The organism is Allofournierella sp. CML151, from assembly GCF_027853465.1.
In the GTDB taxonomy this organism is placed as follows: Bacteria; Bacillota; Clostridia; order Oscillospirales; family Ruminococcaceae; genus Allofournierella.
Map to the genome: position 1 here is coordinate 106,072 of NZ_JAPNNW010000007.1, position 24,783 is coordinate 130,854.

25 protein-coding genes are annotated in these 24,783 nt (G+C 59.3%); all 25 read right to left on the bottom strand.

The genetic code is table 11. The features are described 5' to 3' along the window. Positions 1–6 precede the first annotated feature (6 nt). Complete coding sequence (locus tag PH256_RS07190) at positions 7–303, bottom strand: hypothetical protein (RefSeq protein WP_270913568.1); 297 nt, start codon at positions 301–303, stop codon at positions 7–9. Between the two features lie 51 nt (positions 304–354). Beyond that, positions 355–1,602 (bottom strand): RNA polymerase sigma factor RpoD, encoded by a 1,248-nt coding sequence (gene rpoD, locus PH256_RS07195; protein ID WP_270913569.1) that lies wholly within the window; start codon positions 1,600–1,602, stop codon positions 355–357. A gap of 69 nt (positions 1,603–1,671) precedes the next feature. Further along, entirely contained in the window at positions 1,672–3,429 is a 1,758-nt protein-coding gene (dnaG, locus tag PH256_RS07200) for a DNA primase (RefSeq protein ID WP_087180367.1), read from the bottom strand. Between the two features lie 48 nt (positions 3,430–3,477). Next, positions 3,478–4,482: a deoxyguanosinetriphosphate triphosphohydrolase gene (locus PH256_RS07205; RefSeq protein ID WP_270913570.1), complete on the bottom strand. Its 1,005-nt coding sequence runs from the start codon at positions 4,480–4,482 to the stop codon at positions 3,478–3,480. 150 nt (positions 4,483–4,632) lie between these two features. Beyond that, entirely contained in the window at positions 4,633–5,253 is a 621-nt protein-coding gene (locus PH256_RS07210) for an IMPACT family protein (RefSeq protein ID WP_270913571.1), read from the bottom strand. A 79-nt stretch (positions 5,254–5,332) separates the two neighbouring features. Continuing rightward, positions 5,333–5,536: a 50S ribosomal protein L31 gene (gene rpmE, locus PH256_RS07215; protein ID WP_087180370.1), complete on the bottom strand. Its 204-nt coding sequence runs from the start codon at positions 5,534–5,536 to the stop codon at positions 5,333–5,335. A gap of 252 nt (positions 5,537–5,788) precedes the next feature. Next, positions 5,789–6,685, bottom strand: a complete 897-nt coding sequence (locus tag PH256_RS07220) for a M15 family metallopeptidase (RefSeq protein WP_270913573.1) — start codon at positions 6,683–6,685, stop codon at positions 5,789–5,791. Between the two features lie 50 nt (positions 6,686–6,735). Next, the gene (locus PH256_RS07225) at positions 6,736–7,623 is read right to left on the bottom strand and encodes a hypothetical protein (RefSeq protein ID WP_270913574.1); all 888 of its coding nucleotides are present in this window, start codon (positions 7,621–7,623) and stop codon (positions 6,736–6,738) included. A 16-nt stretch (positions 7,624–7,639) separates the two neighbouring features. Continuing rightward, positions 7,640–8,365 carry a class D sortase gene (locus PH256_RS07230; protein ID WP_158096363.1) on the bottom strand — a complete coding sequence of 242 codons (726 nt, stop codon included), beginning with the start codon at positions 8,363–8,365 and terminating at the stop codon, positions 7,640–7,642. Positions 8,366–8,563: 198 nt separating this feature from the next. Next, positions 8,564–9,193 (bottom strand): hypothetical protein, encoded by a 630-nt coding sequence (locus PH256_RS07235; RefSeq protein WP_270913575.1) that lies wholly within the window; start codon positions 9,191–9,193, stop codon positions 8,564–8,566. 68 nt (positions 9,194–9,261) lie between these two features. Then, positions 9,262–10,017: a tyrosine-protein phosphatase gene (locus tag PH256_RS07240; RefSeq protein ID WP_270913576.1), complete on the bottom strand. Its 756-nt coding sequence runs from the start codon at positions 10,015–10,017 to the stop codon at positions 9,262–9,264. 18 nt (positions 10,018–10,035) lie between these two features. Continuing rightward, positions 10,036–10,779 carry a CpsD/CapB family tyrosine-protein kinase gene (locus PH256_RS07245; protein WP_270913577.1) on the bottom strand — a complete coding sequence of 248 codons (744 nt, stop codon included), beginning with the start codon at positions 10,777–10,779 and terminating at the stop codon, positions 10,036–10,038. A 3-nt stretch (positions 10,780–10,782) separates the two neighbouring features. Beyond that, the gene (locus tag PH256_RS07250; protein WP_143424503.1) at positions 10,783–11,472 is read right to left on the bottom strand and encodes a YveK family protein; all 690 of its coding nucleotides are present in this window, start codon (positions 11,470–11,472) and stop codon (positions 10,783–10,785) included. A 363-nt stretch (positions 11,473–11,835) separates the two neighbouring features. Further along, a complete protein-coding gene (locus PH256_RS07255; protein ID WP_087183558.1) occupies positions 11,836–13,035 on the bottom strand; it encodes a cell division protein FtsQ/DivIB in 1,200 nt (399 codons plus the stop codon). Positions 13,036–13,315: 280 nt separating this feature from the next. Beyond that, positions 13,316–14,452, bottom strand: a complete 1,137-nt coding sequence (gene murG, locus PH256_RS07260) for an undecaprenyldiphospho-muramoylpentapeptide beta-N-acetylglucosaminyltransferase (protein ID WP_270913578.1) — start codon at positions 14,450–14,452, stop codon at positions 13,316–13,318. Between the two features lie 42 nt (positions 14,453–14,494). Continuing rightward, the gene (locus PH256_RS07265) at positions 14,495–15,850 is read right to left on the bottom strand and encodes an FtsW/RodA/SpoVE family cell cycle protein (RefSeq protein ID WP_270913579.1); all 1,356 of its coding nucleotides are present in this window, start codon (positions 15,848–15,850) and stop codon (positions 14,495–14,497) included. Positions 15,851–15,911: 61 nt separating this feature from the next. Then, a complete protein-coding gene (gene mraY / locus PH256_RS07270) occupies positions 15,912–16,919 on the bottom strand; it encodes a phospho-N-acetylmuramoyl-pentapeptide-transferase (RefSeq protein ID WP_087183556.1) in 1,008 nt (335 codons plus the stop codon). 15 nt (positions 16,920–16,934) lie between these two features. Further along, complete coding sequence (locus PH256_RS07275) at positions 16,935–18,329, bottom strand: UDP-N-acetylmuramoyl-tripeptide--D-alanyl-D-alanine ligase (protein ID WP_270913580.1); 1,395 nt, start codon at positions 18,327–18,329, stop codon at positions 16,935–16,937. Between the two features lie 82 nt (positions 18,330–18,411). Beyond that, positions 18,412–20,814, bottom strand: a complete 2,403-nt coding sequence (locus PH256_RS07280; protein WP_270913581.1) for a penicillin-binding transpeptidase domain-containing protein — start codon at positions 20,812–20,814, stop codon at positions 18,412–18,414. A 117-nt stretch (positions 20,815–20,931) separates the two neighbouring features. Next, positions 20,932–21,396, bottom strand: coding sequence for a hypothetical protein (locus tag PH256_RS07285; RefSeq protein ID WP_270913582.1), 465 nt, complete (start codon positions 21,394–21,396; stop codon positions 20,932–20,934). A 71-nt stretch (positions 21,397–21,467) separates the two neighbouring features. After that, positions 21,468–22,397, bottom strand: a complete 930-nt coding sequence (gene rsmH / locus PH256_RS07290; RefSeq protein WP_270913583.1) for a 16S rRNA (cytosine(1402)-N(4))-methyltransferase RsmH — start codon at positions 22,395–22,397, stop codon at positions 21,468–21,470. A gap of 12 nt (positions 22,398–22,409) precedes the next feature. Next, positions 22,410–22,829 carry a division/cell wall cluster transcriptional repressor MraZ gene (gene mraZ / locus PH256_RS07295; RefSeq protein ID WP_270913584.1) on the bottom strand — a complete coding sequence of 140 codons (420 nt, stop codon included), beginning with the start codon at positions 22,827–22,829 and terminating at the stop codon, positions 22,410–22,412. A 367-nt stretch (positions 22,830–23,196) separates the two neighbouring features. Then, positions 23,197–23,661, bottom strand: coding sequence for an HrpE/YscL family type III secretion apparatus protein (locus PH256_RS07300; protein ID WP_058965758.1), 465 nt, complete (start codon positions 23,659–23,661; stop codon positions 23,197–23,199). Continuing rightward, the gene (gene rsmD, locus PH256_RS07305) at positions 23,658–24,206 is read right to left on the bottom strand and encodes a 16S rRNA (guanine(966)-N(2))-methyltransferase RsmD (RefSeq protein ID WP_270913585.1); all 549 of its coding nucleotides are present in this window, start codon (positions 24,204–24,206) and stop codon (positions 23,658–23,660) included. Before rsmD ends, PH256_RS07300 begins: the two co-directional genes overlap by 4 nt. 96 nt (positions 24,207–24,302) lie before the next feature. Further along, positions 24,303–24,782 (bottom strand): NAD(P)H-dependent oxidoreductase subunit E, encoded by a 480-nt coding sequence (locus PH256_RS07310; RefSeq protein ID WP_270913586.1) that lies wholly within the window; start codon positions 24,780–24,782, stop codon positions 24,303–24,305. Position 24,783 lies beyond the last annotated feature (1 nt).

Sequence of the window (24,783 nt, forward strand, 5' to 3'; positions counted from 1 at the left end):
CTATGTTTATTTCTTCTGTGCCTTGAAGATCTCAACCTCGGTGGCGGGCAGCTCGTGGCGGAATTCCCGCTCGGTGCGCTTCAGGTTGCCGCAGATGCAGGTCTCCTCGCCCTTGCCATCCAGCGGCATGTAGTAGCCACAGGTGGTGCAGCGGGCATACAGGCCAGGCTTGCGCTTGAATTCCTTCGCCATAAAGCCGGTGGCCTTGGGGCCATGGCCCACATAGGTAAAATTCATCTTCGCCTTCAGCTCTTCCTGCTGTTTGCGGATCTGTTCCTCGTTCACATTCCAGTTCGCCAGCATATACGGTTCTCCTTTTCTCTTTTACCGCCTGTTTCTCTGCCTGTCCGGCAATCAATCCAGGAAATCCCGCAGCTTCTTGGAGCGGCTGGGATGACGCAGCTTGCGCAGGGCCTTGGCCTCGATCTGGCGGATACGCTCACGGGTAACCTCGAACTCGTGGCCCACTTCCTCCAGAGTACGGGGACGGCCGTCCTCCAGGCCGAAGCGCAGGCGCAGCACCTTCTCCTCACGGGGAGTCAGACTGCCCAGCACGGTGGACAGCTGTTCCTTCAGCAGGGTGTGGCTGGCAGCCTCGGCGGGCACGGGAGCATCCTCATCGGGGATGAAGTCGCCCAGATGGCTGTCCTCCTCCTCACCGATGGGGGTCTCCAGGCTCACGGGCTCCTGAGCGACCCGCATGATCTCGCGCACCTTTTCCACCGGCATGTCCAGTGCCTCGCTGATCTCGTCAGCGGTGGGCTCATGGCCGTTCTGGTGCAGCAGCTGGCTGGAAACCTTCTTCACCTTGTTGATGGTCTCCACCATGTGAACCGGGATACGGATGGTACGGGCCTGGTCCGCAATGGCGCGGGTGATGGCCTGACGAATCCACCAGGTGGCGTAGGTGGAGAACTTGAAGCCCTTGGTGTGGTCGAACTTCTCCACCGCCTTGATCAGGCCCAGGTTGCCCTCCTGAATCAGATCCAGGAACTGCATGCCGCGGCCCACATACCGCTTGGCAATGGAAACAACCAGACGCAGGTTGGCCTCGCTCAGGCGCTGCTTTGCCCGCTCGCCCTTGCGGATGGCAGTCTCCAGGTTACGCAGCTCGATGCGCTCCTCGGTGGGCAGCGCGTCCTTGGTCTGGGTCAGCCAGATGCGCTTCTCGTCGCTGGAGAGCTCCTTGTCGTCCTCGATCTCACAGATCTTGGCGAACTTCTCCTTCTTTTCCTCAATGGCCTTGTTGCCGTCCAGAATGTCCAGCGCCAGGCGGATTTCCTCGTCGCCGCTGAGCAGAGGCACCCGGCCGATCTCCTTCAGATAGACCTTCACCGGGTCGTCGATGGCAACGCCCTCAGCAGACAGGGCGGTCTCGAACATATCCACACTGTCCTCGGTGAGGGCGAAGTTATCGGAATCGGCATCCGGCTCATCCACGATCTCCACATTGTGGCCTTCCAGCGTCTCATATAGCTTGTCGATCTGCTCCACGTCGAAGCCGGTTTCCTCAATGGCGTCGTTGATCTCCTTGGTGGTCAGCTTGCCGTTGCGCTTGCCGGTCTCGATCAGTTCGCGGATGGTGATTTTCTTTTCTGCCATACTTTTACTTCCTCCTGGTTTGGATACATTTGGACTTTTGACCTGTGTAATATGTAATACTGCCGAAGTTTACGCTTTTTGACGGCGCAGCCCGGCAAGGTAATCTTCCAGTTCCTGGCCGCTCATGCGGGCGGCCTCGGTGCTTTTTGGGGCGCTTTGCTCGATGCGGTTCAGATACATCTCCACATCCCGGGGACCGATGCCCACATCGTAGTTGCGGGCCAGCAGGTGGGAAATGCGGTTCACGGTATCCTCCGGCAGCTGGGTGGTCAGGGCGGTCAGGTCCGGCCGGATGCCCTGGGCCTTGCAGCGCAGGATGGCCCGGTAGGCTTCCCCCATATCCTCCATTAGGAACTGCTCGGGGGCAAGACGTTTTTCCACCGTGGCAATGAAATCCGGGTTCTTGACCATGGCCGCCACCAGCTGCTGCTCCGCACTGGCCACGCCCAGCGCCTTTTCGCTGTTCATGGTGTTGTAGGGCAGCTTGATGTCCGACCCCAGGCCCTGATTCAGCAGGTCCCGCTCGAACTGACGCTGCTTGCGGCGGCGGCCCGCCTTCACCGCTGCATCCAGCTGGTTCAGGATTGCGGCCTTGGCCACATCGGTCTCCTCCGCCAGACGTCCGGCATAAATGTCCCGCTCGGTGGGCGAGACGCCGTCTGCCAGAATGCGGATAACCTCCTTGATGTATTCCACCCGATCCGCCGCCCGGGTGATGTCGTATTTGCTCTTCACCTTCTGGATCTTGTACTCAATGGCGTTGCTGGTGCCGTTGAGCAGCCGGTCGAAGGCATCGCGCCCGAATTTTTTGATAAACTCATCCGGGTCCTTGGCGTTGGGGATGTTCAGCACCGACACCTTCACCGGGCTTTCGCTGAACAGGCCCAAGCTGCGGGCGGTAGCCTTCTGGCCCGCCTCGTCCGAGTCGTAGCAGAGCACCACCTCGTCGGCGTACTCAGCCAACAGCCGCACCTGCTCGGCGGTGAGGGCGGTGCCGCAGGCGGCCACCGCCGTATCAAATCCGGCCTGATGCAGGCTGATCACATCCATATAGCCCTCGCACAGAATGTAACGGCGGCTGGTGCTCTTCTTGGCAATACTCAAGGCAAACATGGCCTTGCTCTTTTTGTAGACCAGTGTTTCGGGACTGTTGATGTACTTGGGCTTCTCGTTGCCCAGCACACGCCCGCCGAAGGCAATCACGTTGCCCCGCAGATCGAAGATGGGGGTCATTACCCGGCCCCGGAAGGCATCGTACACGTTGCCCTTTTCGCTGCGCTTTTCCACGCCTGCGGCGAGCATCTCCTCCTCGGTGAAGCCCTTGGCCCGCAGATGCATGCGCAGCGCCCGGAAATCGTTGGGTGCATAACCCAGACCGAACCGCCGGATGGTGGAATCGGACAGACCGCGCCCCCGCCAATAAGCACGGGCGGCAGCGGCCTCCTCAGTGGGGGCGTTCAACTGCTCGTAGAAAAAGCGGGCGGTCTCCTTGTTCACCGAAAGCACCCGGCTGCGCAGGCGGCCCACCTTGTCGTCCTCCTCGGGCATGGGCATTCCCGCCCGGCCCGCCAGATACTTGACCGCCTCCACATAGTCCAGATTGTTGATCTTCTTGATGAAGGTGATCACATCGCCGCCCGCTCCGCAGCCGAAACAGTAGAAACTCTGGGTCTCCGGGTAGACCACGAAGGAGGGGGTCTTTTCACTGTGGAAGGGGCACAGCCCGGTGTGGGTGCGGCCCCGGTGGCGCAGCTGCACATAGCTGGCCACCACGTCGGTGATGTCGTTGCGGCGCACCACTTCCTCCACATATTCATGGGGAATCACAGGCAGCCCCTCCTTTCCGAGTCAAACTATCGGGCGGCAAAGCTGCCCTTACAGAACGTGCCACTTGCGGGGCACGAAGAATTCTTCAAAGGTACGGATGGCGAACTCGTCGCTCATGCCGCTGATATAATCGGTCACCGCCCGGTCCACGCCCTCCTGGTAGGCAATCTGCAGAAAGCCCTCCGGCAGAAGGTCGATGTGGGTGCACAGCCGCTCGTACAGCGCGCCGATCACCCGCTCCACTTTTTCCTCCTCCTTCTTGGCGGTTTTATCCACATAAACCGTGGAATACATGAAGGAGTGAAGCGCCTCATAGGCTTCGCCCACCTCCGGGCTGAAGGCCAGCTGGGTCTGGCTGCTGTGAGCCACCAGATCGGCGATCAGGGTGGAAATGCGCTGGCTCTTGGTGTCGCCCAGCACCTCCACCACGTCCCGGGGCAGCTGCTCCGGACGCAGCACACCGGCGGTGATGGCATCCTCGATATCGTGGTTCATATAGGCGATGCGGTCCGCATAGCGCACCGCACAGCCCTCCAGGGTGACAGGCCAGGTGCCCTTGGTGTGACACACCAGACCGTTGCGCACCTCCCAGGTCAGGTTCAGCCCGGCAAAACGGCGCTCCAGGCGGTCCACCACCCGCAGGCTCTGCTGGTAATGGCGGAAGCCATGGGGGCTCAGCTGGTTCAATGCCCGCTCCCCCGCGTGACCGAAGGGGGTATGCCCCAGGTCATGGCCCAGGGCAATGGCTTCAGTCAGGTCCTCATTGAGCCGCAGCGCCCGGGCAATGGTGCGGGCAATCTGGCTCACCTCCAGGGTATGAGTCAGTCGGGTGCGGTAATGGTCCCCCTCCGGGGAGAGGAACACCTGGGTCTTCTGCTTAAGCCGCCGGAAGGATTTGCAATGGATCACCCGGTCACGATCCTGCTGGTAACAGGTGCGCATGGGGCAGTGCTCCTCCGGCCGTATCCGGCCCCGGCTGTTCTCGCTGAGAGCCGCTTCCGGTGCCAGAATCTGACGCTCAATCTGTTCTGTACGCTTGCGGATCTCATCCATGCCGTATCCCTCCCCTGTGCGCAATCCGCCTTTTGCGGATACGCTCTGTAATAATATATACGACACAAACGCACAAAACCCTCTTTGAATTTTGTGAATTTTTTGCAAAAGCCCCAAAATTACGTCAACGCTTCTTTAGGCGGGCAACGTTTAAAAGGGAGTGTAAAAAGGCTGGGAGATATGCGGCGTCACCGCGCCCCGGCTCAGCTCCTGGAAAGCTGTGGGCAGACCCACCTCCTGCCCGGCGGGCAGGGTGGCGGTGAGGGTGACCTTATCCGCAAAGACCGGCTCGTCCACCTGGGCTCCTGCCCCCTGGAGCAGCAGCATGGCCCGCTCATAGAGGGCGTAATCCACCTCCACGGTGAGCTTCACGCAGGAGCGCACCGTGACGATCTTCGCCGCCCGCAGTCCGCTGGCGGCGCTTTCGGTGTAGGCCCGGACCAAACCACCGGTGCCCAGCAGAATGCCGCCAAAGTACCGGGTTACCACCACGATGCAATCGGTAAGGCCGGCATGCTGGATGCTCTCCAGCACCGGCAGGCCCGCGGTCTTGGCGGGCTCGCCGTCATCGGAATAGCGCATCCGGCCGCCCTCCCGCAGGATATAGGCATATACGTTGTGGCGTGCGGTGCGGTGCTGGGCGCGGATGCTGTTCAAAAATTCCACCGCCTTTTCCTCGGTGTCAGCAAAGGACACGTTGGCAATGAACCGGCTGCGTTTTTCCTCAATCTCGGCCGTGGCGGTGCCCTGGATGGTGCGGTAATCCTGCATGGGCGGCGCTCCTTTTCTTGTGATTTACAGACAACAAAAAAGGCGGTTTGAAACAAACCGCCTTTTTGGCTTTTGGATCTTACTTCTTGAGACCGAAACGACGGTTGAAGCGATCAACACGTCCGCCGGTGTCAACCAGTTTCTGCTTGCCAGTGTAGAAAGGATGGCACTTGGAGCAAACTTCAACGTGGATCTCAGGCTTAGTGGAACGGGTGTGGATGACCTCGCCGCAAGCGCAGGTGATGGTGCAGTCCACATACTTGGGATGGATGCCCTGTTTCATTCTTTTCACCTCTTTCTGGTTAATGACTAAAGGGGCCATGCTTGATACATGCGCCCATCACAACCTTCAATAGGAGGCCACCAGCATACACCATCCTGTGCGTATGGAGCGGCCGTCGGAACGATTGCCAAAATAGTATATCACGCCGAATTCCAAAATGCAAGCTTTTTTTGCTGCCTGCCTGCAAAAAAACAGGAAGAACACGGTTTTCGACGTTCTTCCTGTTTGAATTCTGTTTACAAATTGTATTTGTCAGCTCAGATATTGTTGCCAGTACTCTTCCAATGTGAGATTCTGTTCCTTCAGGAAGGAAGCCAGCTCCTTGCCCACATAGCGCCAGTGCCAGGGCTTGAACTCCACGCCGGTGATCTCCTGCTTGTCCTCCGGGTAGCGCAGCACGAAGCCGTATTCCGCCGCGTGCTCGCTGAGCCACTGGTATTCCGGAGTCTGCACGATGGTCGCGGCATCCTTGGTCTGACGGTACTGGGGTACCAGATCCACTGCTAGGCCGGTGTTGTGGTCCGACTCGTAAGCCTTCTGTTCCACACGCTGGGCCTGCTCCTCTGCGGCAGCCTGGTCCAGCCCCTGACTGAGCAGCGCCTGGACCTCCTGTTCATACAACTGCTGCTGGCGCTGGGTACTGCGGAAGCCGGAGATGATCTTCAGCTGCAATCCCGCCTCCTGGGCCGCCTGCTGCATGGCAAAGAAATCCTCCACCGCCCGGCTGTCCAGATAATAGCCTGCGCCGTCAATGGCATCCGTCTGCGGGTCAAAGTCCTCCGGCAGCGGATTACCCGGGCCGTTCAGCACCGCAAACCAGTCCTCTGCCGTCACTGCGGGACCCGGCACCGGCGTGGGAGAGGGCTCCGCCGTGGGCTGTGCCGAAGCACTTGCCTGCGAAGAAGCCGGGAGGCTATCCGCCTCACCTTTCTGTCCTGCACCGCCACCCCAAACAAGAGCAACAATCAGAGCTGCCACTGCCAGCACGATGACCACAAGGGCAATAATCCAGCCTTTGCGCCCACCCGAACCGCCTTTTTCCAGCGACGGCCCTCCTTCGGCGGACCAGCGAACCTTTTGCGCCGGGTCCGTTGGCTGCGCAGCGCTCTGCTGCATTTTTTCCTCCTCTTCCGGAGTAAAATATTTCATCTCGTGCGGCATTGTTTGCCCCCCTTATACCGTGTTCTTCCCGTATCTGTTTACGCTTCTTCCCGCTCTTCCTTTGCGCGGCGGTAAACCATACGGTATTTTTTGAGGCCCGCACGCCAGGCAATGGCCAACGCAGCCACAACCACCACATAGATCAACGCGAAATAGAAGAATACATCCACCGCACCGTGGGTATAGGAAGCCACCAGCATTTTCAGCGTTTCCGGGCTCAGGTTCAGCCGGTCCATCCGAATCAGTGCATTAAACAGCAGTGGAACCGCCACACTGAACAGTGCTGCCGCGGAAAAGGCGTTGATGCACCAGCGCAGCCGCGCCGCGCCGGAAGGCTGCAGGCGCATCAGCAGTACCAGCGTGATTACACACAATACCCCAATCACCGCAAAGCCGATCCAGACCATCTGGGTAATGCGGGCGATATACGGTGCCACATAGGGCGTTATAATCAGCTGAACATAATTGTCATAGTCCACCTGACAACCGTTGGCCATCTCCTGCACAGCCTGGCTGATCTCATCAGTGATCTGAATCCCACGCTCCTCCAGATTGTTCTCGATGACTTCCACCGCGGCCTGAGCCACCTCCGGATGAGAAATCAGCCGCCGGTCGCCCTCATACAGGCTCTCCACCGCCTTGAACATATCCTGCTGGATCTGGTCCTCAGTTACAATGCTGGTCATCACCTCTTCCGGGATGCCGCCTGCATTGCCGTAACTGGTATAGTTTTCATTCAGCTGTTCCAGTGCCGCTTCGCAGAAGCCACTCTCCAACACCTGATTGCGCAGATAGCGCGAATTGCAAACAGTGCAGGCCACAACGCCCAATACTGTGAGCAGTGCCAGCAAAAAGCTGAGCAGCCATGCCACCGCACCGGTGATCACCGGGCCGGCAGCATTTCTGCGGATTTTCTTTTGTTTCATCCTTGCCGCCTCCCTGTTACTTGCTCTTGTCGATCATCGGACCGGACACATACTCCGCGTACACAAAGTAACGCTGAGGCGTAAAGCCAAGCGCGTCAAAGGGGTAGCAGGTATACAAAATCAGATTTTCGTCCGTACGGGTAAAATCGTAGGTGGTTGCATCCTGATAATCCGCCACCTTCATTTCGGTCACCCGGTACACATAGCTGCCGTAATGAGTATCAATGTGAATGAGGCTGCCTTCCTGCACATCCTGCAGGCCATTAAAGAAGGTGTTGTTATGGCCTGCCAGCAGAACCGTCCTGCTTTCACCGGGAATCCCTGCCCCCACCGAATCCGCATACGTTGCCACACCCCGGTTCAGCTCACGAGTGGAGTCGCCGTAATACAGCGGTGCATCCACACTGGTGCCCTCGATGGTGATCTGTCCATACTGGTCACCTTTAGAGGGATACACCAGCTGACTGAACGGCACCGAAGTGGCGTTTTCAATGCTGTTGGCCAGTCCCTCGTACAAGTTGGTGGGCTGACTCGTCTCCTCCTTGCTGAACAGGTACTTTGCGAGCCCCACATAAGGCCCCACCGTTGGGGCGGCTGCCAGGTAAATCACACCGGCAGTGATTGCAAAGAACAAAACCGGCACGCCCACAAAGCTGAGCAGCTTGCGCCAGAGCGGCGCCTTGGGCCGGGAAGGAGCCGGGCGGGTTGGCCGGGAATCGTCCGGCCGATGGTATACGGGCATGGGATAGCCCCCTTTCAAGAGATGCCTGCCCCGCCCCATGCCTCCTTTGGGGAGACAGACCGGCGGTGACAAATAATATATATCAGAGGCAAAAAGCCTTTATATACAGAAAAAACAAGGAAAGTTAGCACAACGGGTTCCTTTCCTTGTTTGTGGGCAAATTATGTGGCAAACACATCATTTGCCTTGTTCGAGTGATTACTCACCCAGCTTGCGAGCCTTCACAGCAGCAGCGCCCAGAACGGAAGCCACAGCCAGAGCCACAACAGCAGCACCGGTGGTGTTCAGGCCGGTAGCCTTGATCACGCCAGCGGTAGAAGCGGCAGCGCCACTGGTAGCAGTGGTGGTGTCCTTCTTGGAGCTGTCGGTCCACTCGGGAGCGCGCTCAGCGTTAGCGGGGGTAGACTTCTCGGCAGTGATGGTAACACCACCAACCTTCACAGAAGCCTTAACGGTAGCGGAACCGTCCAGATTCAGCTGAACGGTAACGTCACCCACCTCCACGCTGTTGTTGCCGGCAGCAGCCTTCATCTCAGTCAGAGCGGTGTTCACAATGTCAGTGATCTCCTTCTGGCTGTTAGCGGTCTGCAGAGCAGCCTGAGCCTTAGCAGCGGCAGCCTTAACAGCAGCCACGTCAACGCTGTCGGGATCGGTCAGGCCGTCGATGGCGGCATTGACCTGATCCATGGAAACACCGTAAGCCTTAGCCTGATCGGCGTACTTGGCAGCCTCAGCCTTCAGAGCGTCATGACCCTCAGCAGCGAAAGCAGAGGTAGCCATGGCAGCAGCCAGAGCCAGAGCAGCAACGGTAGAAATAACCTTCTTCATTGGTATCGTCCTCCTTTCCCCAAAGATTTTATATAACGCAGGTTTCCCCGCGTTATACCGAGTGAAATTCAGAACCACCGGCCAAAGAACTTCTTCGGCTTGGAGGCGTCCCGCAGCTGGGGTTCCAGCCCGGCGAACACGTCCGCAGCGTTCTGCGTAAGATAGCGGACCATATCAGTGCCCTGCCAGCCTTCGACCTTCTGCATGGCAGGGCCGATGAGCGGCGGACGCTTGTCCACAGAATGAGTATCGGTGGAGAGCACGTGAACGAGCTGCCACCGCAAAAACTTTTGAATCATGGCTTGGCGGCTGCCCGCGCGCATGATGCTGCTGGCATTCACCTGGGTCACAGCGCCCGCACTGACCAGATCGAACAGGCGGGTGGGATCGCTGAGCATATAAGGATAACGCTCCACATGGGCCAGCAGTGGTGTGATGCCCTGAAGCCCCAGGTTATAAAAGATATCCTTTGCCCAACTGGGATAAAACATGGGGGAAAATTCCACCAGGAGGTAAGGCGTATCCTGCAAAAGCAGCGGCTCCAGATCCAGCTCCAGCAGATTGGAACTGAAGAACACTTCCGCACCCAGTTTCAGCTTGACCGGAAGGCCCTGCTGTTGCACTGCATTCTGCAGAATTGCAAAAGCCTCAGCCCGGCGCTGGGTGAATTCCTCCACACTGGTGCGCTCGGCGTTGAAGTGCGGGGTAAGGGCGATCTCATCCACCCCCTGCTCCAGCTGGCGCCGGATCAGAGCCAGCGAATCTTCCACAGTCTGTGCGCCGTCATCAACGCCCGGCAGGATATGGCTGTGAAGGTCCGTCATGAGCCGCTCTTCCTTTCCTTATTTATAATAGCCGTATTCGTAGGAATAGTAGTAACCGGTGTCGCGGGTGGTGCTCTTCAGATCAAAGCCGTTCAGCACCGCGCCAATCACGTTGGCGTTGGCCGCCTCCAGATTCTTTTTCGCCAGCTGTGCCGACTCGATGGTGGCGTTTGCATGGCTTACCACGAAGATTACACCGTCGGCCAGTGCGCTCAGCACCGCCGCATCGGTAACCACCGAGGCGGGAGGGGTATCCATAATAATGTAATCATACTGCTCGGAAAGGCCATCCAGCATCTTGGCCATGCGGGCGCTGCCCAGCAGCTCCGCAGGGTTGGGCGGGATCACACCGGCAGTGATGACGTCGATGTTCAGATCACTGAAATGCACGATCACATCCGCGGGCGTTGCCTCGCCGCTGAGCACGTTGGTCAGACCGCTGGCGCGGCGGGTGATGCGCAGGTATTTGTGCATGACCGGCTTACGCAGGTCACAGTCGATGATCAGTACCTTTTTACCGTTTTCAGCCAGAGAGATTGCCAGGTTGATCGCCACGTTGCTCTTGCCCTCACCGGGAATAGAGCTGGTGATGACCAAACGGCGGTAATTGTTGCTGGCCGCCATGAAATTGATGTTGGTGCGCAGAGTCTTGTACGCCTCCACATACTGGAAGGGAGCGTTTTTCGAGATGATCTGCAGCTTGCGGTTGATGGGCTGATCTTTTCTCTTTTTCTTCCCGAATGCGGGCAATTTGAAAGCCATCGATCAGTCCTCCACTTCCACCTGCGGAATGACGCCCAGCACAGTAAAGCCCAGATGCTTCTGGATGTCGTCATCCGACTTAAAGGTATTGTTCAGCATTTCCTTCAGGAAAATAAAGCCCACACTGGCCACCAGGCCCAGCAGGCCGGCAATGGCGGTGTTCATGGTCTTGTTGGGCGAAACCGGGGCGTCACCCACGCGGGCATCCGAGATGACCTTTACGGAACCGGCCTCCACCGCTTCCTGGATCACATCGGGTGCAATCTCCACAATCTTGCCCACAATGGCCTTGGCCTCGGCGGGATTTTCATCCTCCACCGAGATCTGCATCACCTGGGTGGAGTCCACCGCAGACACCGTCACCCGGTCAGCCAGCTGCTCGTAGGTCATATCCAGGCCCAGTTCATCAATCACCTGATCCAGAACCGTATCGCTCTTCACGATGATGCCGTAGGTAGCCACCAGGTTTTTCGCAGTGGTGAGCATATCGTTGGTCAGATTGTTGCTGGTCTGGCTCTGCTGCGAGTTTACGATCATGGTAGCGCTGGCCCGGTACTGCGGGGTAATCAGAAAGCTGGTGATCAAAAAGCCCACGATGGCGCACACGATCGTGCTTGCCACAATAGCCAGCAGATTGTTTTTCAGCATGAAAAATATTTCACGCAGGTCTATGGTCTCGTACTCTTGCTCCACAGTCTTTCCCCCACTAATTGATAAAAAAGGACATATTTTGTCCTGTTAAAAATGCCATTCAATCAAAACGGTTAAGATTTTATTTGAAACCGCTCAATGACGTTTTAAAGTATATCACAAAGGTTTTTGGCCTGCAAGGCAAAAGTGTTTTTTCGTAAACTCGCATAAAGGAATTCCGCCCTTCGATTCATTCTTTAGATAAATTCATACCTGGTTTGTCATCAAGCTCCATATTTCGGCCTTCCAACAGCATAAATTCCCTTTAAACAGAGCCATTCCTGCTATCATTTTCCATTCAGAGAACCCTTTGATGCATAAAAATAAGGAGCGCAATTGCTTGCGCTCCTTATTGAAAAAGCTGTTTTACGCTGCCGGTTCCGCGGTAGGCTCCGGTGTTGCCGTCTGACCGTCTTCCTCCGTCTGAGCAGCTGTATCGCCGCCTTCTGTGGAATCCGCTTGGCCATCGCCCTCATCGGCATTGGCTGCATCACCGGTTTCCCCGTCTGTCTGGTTCTCATCTCCAGTCTGACCGGTATCGTTTTCTCCCGCTGTACTCGTCTGCGCAGTGTCGGATTCTCCGGAATCCGATGCAGTGATGGAGCCGGGCGACCAGGTGGGCCGCAGGCTGCCATCCTCCAGCTGATGGGATACATCCAGCGTGCCCTGCTCGGTATCGCCGATGCCTTTACCGTCTTCGTTGTGCAGCAGATAGGCGGCAAACTTGATCTTGTAGTCCAGATTATTAAAGGTACCAAGCAGCACCTTGGCCCGGTTCTGGTAGATGAAGTACAGCTCGTTGGAATCACCGAACTGAATGCTGGTGCAGTCATCCTTCAGCTCGTAGGTCCAAAGCAGTTCCAGCAAGCGGTTCACGTCATCCATCGGGTCGTGCGCACTTTGCTCACTGCCCGATGTGGAGGAGGACGAAGAAGATGCTGTAGATTGAACCGCGGACACTCCGGAAGCAGCGGGTGCCGGAGTGGCGGTGGCATTGGGTGTTGCCAGCTTCAGGTAATACCCGGCCACCGGCGCTTCAATGTCCAATCCAAGCAGCGCAGGCAGTCCCTGCGGCTGCTCCTCGCTGATCTTCATAATTTTGAGCCCATCGCTCAGGGTCAGCCAGCCACTGTCCGACTGGGCACACCAGGTTTCCACGGCCGGTTCCACCCGGATCACCAGCGTGCTGGGCAGACGGCGGCGGATCTCCACCCGCTCCAGATAGGGCAGGCTGACCACCATATTTTTTTCCTTCTGCGCCGCCGAAAACTGGAACATGTTTTCCCCTACTGGAACCCCCAGTGCACCAAGGATCGCATCCTCGGTGTAAATTCCGGTATCGGCCGGAGTGCTGCCATCCATATTTTCAATACGGAAGGTATCCACCTTGAACAGCACAGTAAGCGACAGAGCCACACCGACGCCGATCACCAGCAGTCCCAGCAGAACCATCAGCAAGTTGCGACGACGACGCCGGCGGCGCAGTTCGCTGTGGGTCAGGCGGCGAGGCGGCCGTGGCTGTTTGGGTCGGGCGGCCGTGCTGCGGGCCGGGCGGGGCTGCTGCATCCCGTGAGGATACTGTGCCGTCTGCCGGCGGTACTCCGGCTGTTGCGCCGAAGCAGGGCGTTGACGGACAGTTCGGTTCGGCTGCGGAGCCCTTCGCTGAGCGCCGGGGCGGGATTCCGGCCGGGGCTGCGGCGGCCGTCTGCCGCCTACCGTCGAAACACGCTGCGAATTCTGCGCGCTGTTCTGCGGCTGCTGACGGTTCTGATTTCGTCTTACCTGCCGTTTTGCCACCGGGTTCCCTCCCCTCTTTTTGTATTTTTCCTCAATTTATTACGCTTTGTTAATTCGCCGTGGTGTTTTCCAGCCCCATAAGCTGCGCCAGCTTGGCCCAGATCTTATCCAGACTGTGAGGTTCGGCCAGACTCTGAGCATTGCGGCCCATCTGAGCCAGACGGCCCGGCTGAGCCAGCAGTTCCTCCACCATAGCGATGAGCTTTTCACCGTTCAGATCCTTCTCCTCCACCACCAGCGCAGCCCCGGCTTTTTGTAATTCCAGGGCATTATAATACTGATGGTTTTCCGCCACATTGGGGCTGGGAATCAGGATCGCCGCACGGCCCACCGCTTCCAGCTCCGCCAGAGTGAGCGCGCCTGCACGGCTGATTACCAGATCCGCCGCGGCCAGCAGCTCCGGCATATTGTTGATGTACTCGCTTACCACCAGATTCTCATTGTAGGAAAAGCCTTTTTCCTTCGCCAGGTTTTTGAAGAGCTCTACGCCCCGGCTGCCGGTGGCATGCAGGTGAAGAATGTTGCGGGGCTGCTTCTGCTCCCAGGCGGCCAGGTCAGCCACCACCTCATTGATGCGGCGGGCGCCCAGGCTGCCGCCGAAGCTCAGGATCACGGTGCGGTCCCCTGCCTTCAGCTTGGCGCGGGCAGCAGCCCGGTCCTGGGCAAAAATCTCCGGCCGTACCGGGTTGCCCACCACGGTGGTCTTGCCGGGCGCGCCCAGCTTTTCCACCGCTGCAGGCACCGCCGCAAAGATCACATCCACGTCCTTCGCCAGCAGCTTGTTGGTCACGCCGGGAAAGGCGTTCTGCTCGTGAATGGCCGTCTTGATGCCCATTTTAGCCGCACAGCGCACCACCGGTCCGCTCACATAACCGCCGCAGCCGATCACCAGATCCGGCTGAACCTGACGCATCATCGCCTTGGCTCGCGGCCCCGACAAAGCCAGATGCCATACTGCTTCAATGTTGCGCAGAATATTCTTGGGCGTCAGGCTCCGCTGGATACCGTTCACCTCAATGTGATGAAAGGGATAGCCCGCCTGGCCCACCAGCTTAAACTCCATACCCGCCTTGCGGCCGGCAAAGTGGATTTCCGCTTCCGGGCAGTGCTGCTTGATTGCGCCCGCAATGGCGAGCGCCGGGTTGATATGACCGGCAGTACCGCCGGCTGCAATCAATACGCGCATGATAAGCGCCTCCTTCAAAACGATACGGATTCATCAAAGAAATCAGCGGCCGAAGCGAGCGTAGGGGTCCGCTTCCTCACGGGCCCGCTGGGCCTCCTGTTCGGCCGCGGCCTTTTCGTCTGCTTTTTTCCGATTTCCGGCCCTGCACACACTCATCACCACACCCATTTGGCCCAGCAGCATCAAAAGGCTGGTACCGCCGGAGGAGAAGAAGGGCAGGCTGATGCCGGTGTTCGGAATGGTGTTGGTGACCACCGCCACGTTAAACAAAAACTGGAAGCTGATCTGGGCCATACAGCCCACCACCAGCAGACTGCCGAACCGGTCAGGGGCGTTCCAGGCAATGACAATTCCCTGAATGATCAGCAGCAGGAACAGCAGAATGCAGATCACGGCCCCCACAAAGCCCAGCTCCTCGCAGAGGATGGCAAAAATGAAGTCGTTCTGGGCTTCCGGCAGCCACATGTGCTTCTGAACACTGTTGCCGATACCCACGCCGAACAGGCCGCCGGAGCCGATGGTGTAAAGGCTTTGGCCGGTCTGACGGGTGGAGTCCTGCATGTCCGAGAAGGGCTGCAGCCAGCCCTGCAGGCGTTCCGCCACATAACCGCCGCGGGTAACCAGCAGCAGAGCGATACCCGTGACCGCCACGCCGCCTGCCAAAAAGAACCAGCGCAGCAGCGCACCACCCACCAGCATGATGGAAGCCGCGATGCAGCACATCAGGATCATGGCGCTGTGATGCGGCTCCAGCAGAAGAAGCATCAGGATGGGTGCCAGCAGCAGTCCGGGCAGGATAATGCTCAGTTTCAGGTTCTGTGCCGGGCCCGCGCCAGGGAATTGCCCCTCAATGCGCTTCTGGTACCGGGCAAACAGATGAGACAGCAGCAGAATCAGCGCAAACTTGGCAATCTCGCTCACCTGGATGGTGGGCAGACCGCTCACGTTAATCCAACGGCGGCAGCCCTTGATGGGCGGCATGAACAGCACCACCACCAGAAGCCCCAGGGTAACAAAATACAACGGCCAGGCAAACCGCCGCAGCCAGTGGTAATCCACCCGGGAGACGATCAAAGCCGCCACAAGGCCCATGATCGCGTAAATGGTCTGGGGACCAACGTATTCATAACTGTTGCCGAACTTGTTCAGCGAGGTTGCATAGCTGGCGCTGAACAGAATGATCAGGCCAAACACCTGCAGAATGATCAGATTCGCCAGAAAGGCGCCGTTCAGCTTGCCGGGGTGCTTATAGAACATGCGCACCGGTGCGCGGCTTGCCTGCCGGGCCTGGCGAGCGGCACGGCGCATCTGCTCCGCCCGCTGCCGCGCTCCGCTCTGGGGGCGGGGCGCACGATAGGTCTGGCGGGCCGTACCGCCGGGTCGTGCCATATCGGTCATGGCCACAGACCTCCTTTTCGGGGATACTCAGGCTGCTTGGACGCAGCCTGGCAATGGGATATCAATAGTAGAAATAAGCAAAGGTGAGGCCCAGCACCACAAACAGGGCCTCCAGCGCGCTGAAGCTGGCGTCGATCTTGACCTCGCTCCAGCCCCGCATCTCGAAGGAATGGTGGATGGGGGTCATCTTGAAGATACGCTTGCCGTGAGTCAGCTTGAAGTAGGTGACCTGAATCACCACGGTGGCTGCCTCCCAGATGTAAACCGCACCGAAGAAGAACAGGATCTCGGGCCGACCCATGGCATAGCCCAGACCAGCAACCGCGCCGCCCAGGAACATGCTGCCGGTATCACCCATGAAGGTCTTGGCCGGATAGAAGTTCCAGATGAGGAAGCCCGCCAGCGAACCCGCCAGTGCCGCCGGAAGTACCGACATGACGAACTGGCCCAGAAAGCTCACCAGGGTCAGGAAGCCCAGCATGGACACAAAGGTCACACAGGAGCACAGGCCGTCGATGCCGTCGGTCAGGTTCACCGCGTTCACCACGCCGATAATCAGAATGTAGGACAGCGGGTAGAACAGGATGCCGAAGTCCACCATGCCGAAGAAGGGCAGGGTGATGGAGGTGCTCAGGGTGCCGTTCATCCACAGCCCCGCCAGCAGCGCGGTGGTCACCAGCAGCTGGCCGGCGATCTTCTGCCAGGCCCGCAGGCCCAGGTTACGCTTTTTCACCACCTTGATGAAATCATCCAGAAATCCGATCAGGCCGAAGCCGAAGGCGGAGAAGATAGCCAGGTACAGGCCACGGGAATCCGGGCCGCCCATCAGCTCAGGGCTGCCGTGCAGCAGGCTGGTGAGAGCCAGGCAGACCGCAAACACGGTGCCCAGGATAAAGCACAGGCCGCCCATGGTGGGAGTGCCCTGCTTTTTGTTGTGCCAGGTGGGACCGATCTCCTTGATGGTCTGCCCGAAGTGCAGCTTATGTAAGAACGGAACAATGAACAGACCGGAAACCGCCGAGATCATGAAACCGCAGGCGGCCGCCAGAATCAGCGCGTAACGTGCCATAATTTGATTCTCCTCTTAGTTGTTTGTTTGGTCTTCGCCGGCATACAACAGCTGCAGCACCTGCTCCAGCCGCATGCCCCGGCTGCCCTTTGCCAGCAGCGCGTCGCCGGGAGCCATCAGGCTCTCCAGCGCCTGCGCAGCCTCTTCATGGGTCTGGCAGCGGGTCACCGCAAGACCTGCTTTTTCCGCCTCGTCGGCCGCAAACCGGCTGGCGGAGCCCAGCGTGACCAGGTGGGCAAGGCCGCTTTGGGCTGCCCAGCGCCCCATCTGCCGGTGAGCCTCTTCCTCAATGGAGCCCAGCTCCAGCATATCGCCCAGCAGTGCAAAGCGCCGCCCCTTGCAGGGGTATTCCTTGAACATATTCAGGCTGGCGCGCATGCTGTCCGGGCTGGCATTGTAGCAGTCCTCAATGAACACCCGTCCGCCGTTTTCCACCACCTTCTGGCGCATGCCGGTGGTCTGGTAATTCGCCAGCGCCGCCGCACAGCGGGCCGCGTCCAGACCCATGCGGGTGGCAGCGGCATAGGCGGCCAGCGCATCGTATACGCTGTGCATGCCCAAAGCCGGAATGGTCACCGCAAAGCTGCCGTGCTCCTTATCCTCCAGCGTGAAGGACATGCCGTTTTCCAGCGGCTGCACCTCCACGGCCCGCACATCCGCTTCCGGGTCGTTCATGCCATACCATACCGGGCGCAGCCGGGCGGGAAGCATCCCCTCCCGCCGGGCCAGCTGAAGATATTCGTCGTCCGCGTTCAGGGCCAGAGGAGCGCCGTCCGGCAGGCCGGTGCAGATCTCCAGCTTTGCTTTCAGGATATTCTCCCGGCTGCCCAAACTTTCCAGATGGCTCACGCCGATGCAGGTGATCAGACCAGCATCCGGCCGGGCCGCCCGACTGAGCCGCTCGATCTCGCCCAGGGCGCTCATGCCCATCTCTACCACCGCATACTCGGTTTTCCCGGTGATGCGGAACAGGGTGTTGGGCACGCCGATCTCATTGTTCTGGTTGCCCTCGGTCTTGATGGTCCGCCCAAAGGCGCTGAGAATGGCATAGCAGAATTCCTTGGTGGTGGTCTTGCCCACACTGCCGGTAACGCCGATCATTCTGGGATGAAACAGCATGCGGTAGTTGGCCGCCATGCGCACCATGGCGTGGTGGCTGCTGGGGCAAAGGACGAGCTTTTTCTCCGGCACGCCCTCCACCGGATGGTTGGCCACCACATAGGCGGCTCCTTCCTCCACTGCCTTTGCGGCAAAGTCATGGCCGTCCACCCGCTGACCGGGGAAACACACGAACACACAGTCCGGGCAAACGGCCCGGCTGTCGGTCACCACGGCGGTGATGGTCTCGCTGCCCACCGAACCGGCCTCAGCCAGCCCGGCAAGCAGCATCTTTGCAGGGATCGGCTGCATTGCAACTGCCTCCTTTTGTGCTGCAGGCACCCGGCCGGGATTGACCCGCCGGGGCCCTGTTTTCGTTGATATTGTACGGCGATCAGCCCTCTTCGGTTCCGTCCGTTTCACCGGTCCCGCCGGAATCGGTGGACGCCGGGTCCGTGGAAGTGCTGGTATCCTGAGCCGGATCTGCCGCGGCCGCGGTGGTAATGGTCACCACCGTGCCCATGGGTGTCTCGGTGCCCGCGGCCACATCCTGGGCGGTCACCTGCCCATTCTCATCGCCGCTGATCCGCACGTTCAGACCGGAGCCCGCCAGCATCTGGCTGGCCAGCGCCGCACTCTTGCCGGTCACATCCGGCACAGTAGTCTTGGTGTACTCAGTGCTGTCTGTATACAGATACACTGTGGTACCCGCGGCCACCTTGGTGCCCGCCTCGGGATACTGGGCCAGCACCGTATCGCCGCTGCCCACTTTCCGGTGCGCAAGGCCGATCTTGTTCAGCTCCACCTGGGCCAGATCCCACTGACTGTAGCTGGGATTGTTGGGAGTCACCAGGTTGGGTACGGTCACATCGCCGCTGGGCAGCAGGCTCTCATCCATCTCAATGCCCAGATAAGGCGCAACCTCACTGATGATATTGCCGATCAGCGGCGCGCTCAGCATGGAACCGTATTCGGTTTCCGCGTGGGGCTCATCCACGAAGGCCAGAATGGCGATCTGCGGATCATCCACCGGCAGCACTGCCAGGAAGCTGGAAACCTTCTCGTAGGTTCCGTCCTCCCGCTTTTCCTGGTCCAGCTTTTCACTGGTACCGGACTTACCGCCGATGTGGTAACCTGCCACGTAAGCATTGCGGCCGGCAGCGCCCGCGGCGCCGTAGTCCACCACACCCTCCATCATCTGCAGCACCTGCTGCGAAACCTCTTCGCTGATGACCTGGCGCTTGATGGTGGGTTCGGTTTCCTGCACCACGTTGCCTTCCTGGTCCACAATCTTATCCACGATGTAGGGCTGCACCAGATATCCGCCGTTGGCGATGGCCGCAACCGCGGTGATCATCTGGATGGGGGTCACCTTCTGGGCCTGGCCGAAGCTGGTGGATGCCAGGTCGATCAGAGACATGCTGTCCGCCGGGTGGTAGGAAACGCCCGCATAGGGGGCCTGTTCCGCCGGCAGGTCAATGCCGGTCTTCTCGGTGAAGCCGAAGGCATTGTAGTAATCCGAGAAGGTCTCGATGCCCATTTTCAGAGCTTCCTGAATGGTGGCAATGTTGCAGCTGTTGTACAGCACCTTGCCCATATCCTGCCACTGATGGGCCGCGCCCTCAGCACAGGTGTAGCTCTTGGTGTTGGGCAGTACCTGATAGCTGCCGCCGCAGTAATAGGTGGTACCGGGAGTGCTCACGCCGGAATCCAGCGCGGCAGATGTGGTAATCAGCTTGAACACCGAACCGGGGGTATACAGGTCGGTGATGGCCTTGTTTTTCCACTGGCGCTGACGTTCCTCGCCCTGCACCTGGGTGTACTCCTCGTCGGACAGGCCTTCCAGCAGGGCAGCCCGCTCCGGGTCGTAGATGGTCATGGGATCATTGGGATCAAAATCCGGCTTGGTGGCCATGGCCAGAATGGCACCGGTGTTCACGTCCATTATGATCACCACGCCGCGCTCGGATACGTTGTTCACCTTCACCGAGTTTTCCAGGTATTTTTCCGCGATGGCCTGGATGTTGGCATCCAGAGTAAGCACCAGACTGTTACCGTCCTGGGCGGGGTATTCCTCCCGGTCATCGTTGGCGATCTCGGCGCCCAGACCGTTCTTGATGCTCACCAGACGGCCGGGGGTACCGGCCAGAGTCTCCTCATAGTATGCCTCAAGGCCATAGAAGCCGTAGCCGTCCGCATGCATAAAGCCCAACACGCTGGCGGCGAAAGCCCCATAGGGGTATTCCCGCTTGGTATCCTGGGTTACGGTGATGGGCAGGTTGTTGTCGCTGGCATATTCCTTGATCTGGTCCGCCACCGGCTTATCCACCTGCTTGGCCAACACCTCGTACTGGCTCTCGGAGTCGATCAGCTTGTCATAAACTTCGTTCTCGTCCAGCCCCAGCATGCTGGCCACATCGGCGCTCACGGTACGCACCCGTTCCGCCCGGCGCTCCTCCGCAGAGCGCTCGTCGCCCTCCTCCGCCTTCAGCGCGCTGATCTGGCTGGGGTCGGCGGCGATGGTCCATACAATGCTGCTCTTGGCCAGCACCTTGCCGTTGGCGTCGTAGATCTGGCCACGGGTGGGGGTCACCGCCACATCCTTCAGCTGCTGGTTGGCAGCCTGGATGCGGTACTCGTCGTGCTTGACGATCTGCAGCCAGGCGAGCCGGCCGATCAGGATCGCAGCGCCGAAGGCAAACGCCCCCGCCAGCAGCCAGTAGCGCAGCAAGCTGCGCTTACGCGCCTGCTTTTGCGGGTTCTGGGGCCCGTTTTGCGGATTGTTCATTCTTGCCATGACAGTGTTTCCTTCGTTTGCATCAGTGTCGTTTGCCGCGTATGACATGAAGAATTCGGTCGAATCCCCCTGATAATCGAAAAAGCGTGCGCGGCGGCACGCTTTTTCCATTTGCGGTCAGGGATCAAGATGATCCATCAGGCGCAGAAATCCGTTGTTCAGCAGATCCAAAACGCGCTGCCAACCGCTCTCCGGCCGCTGGATGGTGCTTTCGTTTTCCAGGGTCACATAGGTGATCTGGCTTTTGTCCAGCTTCATCAGCCCCAGCTGGGCGGCGATCTGCTCCACGTTTTTCAGGTTGGTCTTGCTGTCCAGCACGCCGGACAGATAGTTGTAGTCACTCTGGGCGTTCACCAGCTGCTGATTGGTTTTCTGGATCTGGCTGGTCAGCTGGGTCAGGGTGGCCTGGCTTTGCAGCAGGCCCACGGTAAGCATGACCATCACGCAGCTCACCGCCACGGTTTTATAGGCCTGAGCGCTGATCTTCATGGCCTGCTTTTTGCCCTGTACCGCTCTCATGCGGGGTTTAACGTCCAATGGCCGGTCCGCAAACCGTTCCAGTTCATAGGCTGCCTGTGCCATGTGCGCTCACCTCCTTTTTTGTTCCTTGTGTTTTATCGGTGTTCCGGCTCCCCTTTGCCGGAGCGGGCGGTTCAATCGCCCAGTTTTTCAATCACCCGCAGCTTTGCGGACCGGCTGCGCCGGTTCTCCTCCAGTTCGGCAGCGGTGGCCTCGATGGGTTTGCGGGTAATCAGCTTTCCTTTTGCCTTGCCTCCGCACACACAGACCGGATACTCCGGCGGGCAGGTGCAGGCAGTGGCCCACTGGCGGAATTTGTTCTTCACCAGCCGGTCCTCCAGCGAGTGGAAGGTGATGATGGCGAAGCGGCCGCCGGGGACGAGCAGATCGAAGATCTCATCCATACCCTGGCTGAGCACATCCAGCTCGCTGTTCACCGCAATACGCAGCGCCTGAAAGCTGCGCCGGGCGGGGTTTTTGTCCTTGCGGCGCACCGCCGGAGGCAGGGCGCTGGCAATGGCGTCGGCCAGCTGCAGGGTGGTGACAAAGGGCGTCTCCTCCCGGCGCTGCACAATGCGCCCGGCAATGGCCCAGGCATAGGGCTCTTCACCGTATTCCCGCAGAATGCGGGCCAGCTCTTCCCGGCTGGCGGTGTTCACCAGGTCCGCGGCTGTGGGGCCGCTCTGGCTCATGCGCATATCCAGCGGCGCGTCCTGCCGGTAGGAAAAGCCCCGGGAGGCATCGTCCAGCTGGTGGGAGGAAACCCCCAGATCCAGCAAAGCGCTGTTGATTTTTTCGATGCCCAGCCCGTACAGAGCACTGCGGGCGTTGCAGAAGTTGGTCTGCACCAGTGTGGCGGGCAGCCCCTCCAGGGCCTTACCCGCAGCCTCAATGGCATCCGGGTCCTGGTCCAGGCTGACCAGACGGCCGGTGGTGAGCCGCCGGGCAATCTGGCTGGAATGGCCGCCGCCTCCGGCGGTGCCGTCCAGATAGATTCCGGTCGGGTCGATGGCCAAGCCCTCTAGACATTCGTTCAAAAGCACGGGGATGTGGCTGAATTCCATGTGCGTTCCCCCTTACAATTCCAGTTCTTCCATGGCGGCTTCCAGCTGCTCGCTGCCGAAGCCCGCCTGTTTTTGCTGCCAGGCAGCGGTGTCCCAGATCTCGGCGTGCTTGCCCACACCGATGATGGTCACATCCTTCTGCAGGCCTGCGTGGGCGCGCAGGCTGGGCGAGATGAGCACCCGGCCCTGTTTGTCCGGCGTGACCTCGGTGGCCATGGCGAACAGAAACCGCTGGATCTCGCGGGTCTTGACCAGGCTCTTGCCCTGCAGCTTTTCGCAGATGAGCTGCCATTCACTCTCCGGGAAGGCAACCAGACAGTTATCCATCCAGCGTGTGATAACGAACACCTGGCCCATCTGCTCCCGAAAGCGTGCGGGGAAGTTCAGGCGGCCTTTTTCGTCGATGGCATAGTTGTACTCGCCCATCAACATACGGCGCCGCCTCCTTTCACACGCGGGGCTTAAGATTTCCCCCATCGGCTCCACCGGTGTGGAAAACTCTCCACTTTACCCCACTTCTCCCCACTGTATCAATTATTATACGTTACCCCCACTTTAATTGCAAGATATTGCACCGAAAAAGAATCGTGAAAAATCTCGCCCCAATGCCGCTTTTTCGTGGTTTGGCTGCATATTTTTCCTGTTTTGTGTATTCTTTCCGTCAGGCGCTTCCACAGGATAAATCGACCGGGGCCGTCTTGCTGTTTTGCACCGGGTTTTCCACAGCCCGCTATAGGCAAAAAGGCCCCGCACCCTCCGGAAACCGGCAGGCGCGGGGCCCTGGAGACTGACCAATCGATCAGCCGTTGTTGTTCTTCGCATTCTGGCGCAGGTTGGCGCGCACAGTCTTGACCTCCGCCGCATTGCGGGCCAGCTGCTCCTCGGTGATGCGAAGCATGTTCTCGCAGTAGTCGGTCACGGTGGTGCGCATCTCGCGGGACTGGCTCTGCGCGCTGGAGAGGATCTCCGCCGCACGCTGCTGGGCAGCACGCACGATCTGCTCCTCGCCCACCAGCACCCGGGCCCGGTCCTCCGCCTTCTTCACGATGGCTTCGGCCTCCCGCTTGGCGCTGGCGATGATGTCCGCCCGGTCATTCACGATGGCCTTGGCCTGGCGGATCTCGGTGGGCATATTCAGGCGCACCTCGTCAATGATGTCCCGCATTTTGTCAATGTCCACCATCCGCTTGCTGCCGGAGAACGGCAGGCCGGAGGCCTCTTCCATGGTTTCTTCCATCAGATCCAGCAACTCGTCGATGTTCATTCTTCTCGCTCCTTTTCATAGCGGGTCACCAATACGGTGCCGTAACGGTATTGTTTTTTCTTGCAAAGGCTCTCGCACTCATCCGGCAGACTGGCCGCCAGCTCACTCTCGCACAGCACTGTGCCGCCGGGCGCGGTCACCCGAGCCACCTGAGGAAGGATCTGGGCCAGCGTATCGTGGCGGTAAGGCGGGTCCAGCAGAACGACATGGAACTGCTCGCCGCAGCTCGCCAGAAACGTGTCCGCCCTGGTGTTGCGGATCTGGCTTTGCGCCTGCACTCCGGCGGCCCTGCAGTTCTGCTCCACGATGCGCACCGCGCCCCGGTCCTGGTCCACAAACACGCAGCTGGCTGCTCCGCGGCTCAGCGCCTCAATACCCAGCTGCCCGCTGCCTGCAAACAGGTCCAGCACCTTCGCCCCCGGCAGGATGAACTGCAGAGCGCTGAACATGCCCTCCTTCACCCGGTCCACCGTGGGCCTTGTTATATCTTCTCCCGGCAGGGCCGCCAGCTTTGTTCCCCGGGCAGAGCCTGAGATCACACGCATGGGGGTCCACCTCCCTTTCCTGTCCCTTTGTTTTTTCCATTATGGCCCGCACCAGCCGCTTTGTCAAGCAGAAAGGCGCGGGCCTTTTCCACTGATTTATCCTTTTTCCGGCCGCAGGGTTTCCAGAATCCGGTCCACCGCGGCGGCATCACAGCCGTTCCAAAGCACTCCGTCCACCTGGATGTTCGGGCCCTTGCCACACTGCTTGAAGCAATTCTGGGTGCGAATCACCGCGGTGCCTTCGGGCAGGCTGGCCAGCCCCTTTTTCAGTCGGTCCATCAACACAGCGTTTTTTGCACCACAGCGTCCGCCGCTGCACACCACGATCTCGTGGGCAGCAGCCCCCAGCTTCAGGCTGGGATACAGCCGGATCAGCTTTTCCAGCAGCGGCACTTTATAGCCGGTGCAGATGGAGATGGTCTCCAGCGCCTGGGGCGGGATGTGGCCATAGATCTCCTGAGTCTCCCGCAGCAGAGCTACCGTATCCTCCTGCTCCAGGGTGGGGCGGCTGCCCTTGCGGCCGGCATAGTACTCCGCCGCCTCGGCAAAGCGTTCGTGCAATGTGTTCTGGTCCATA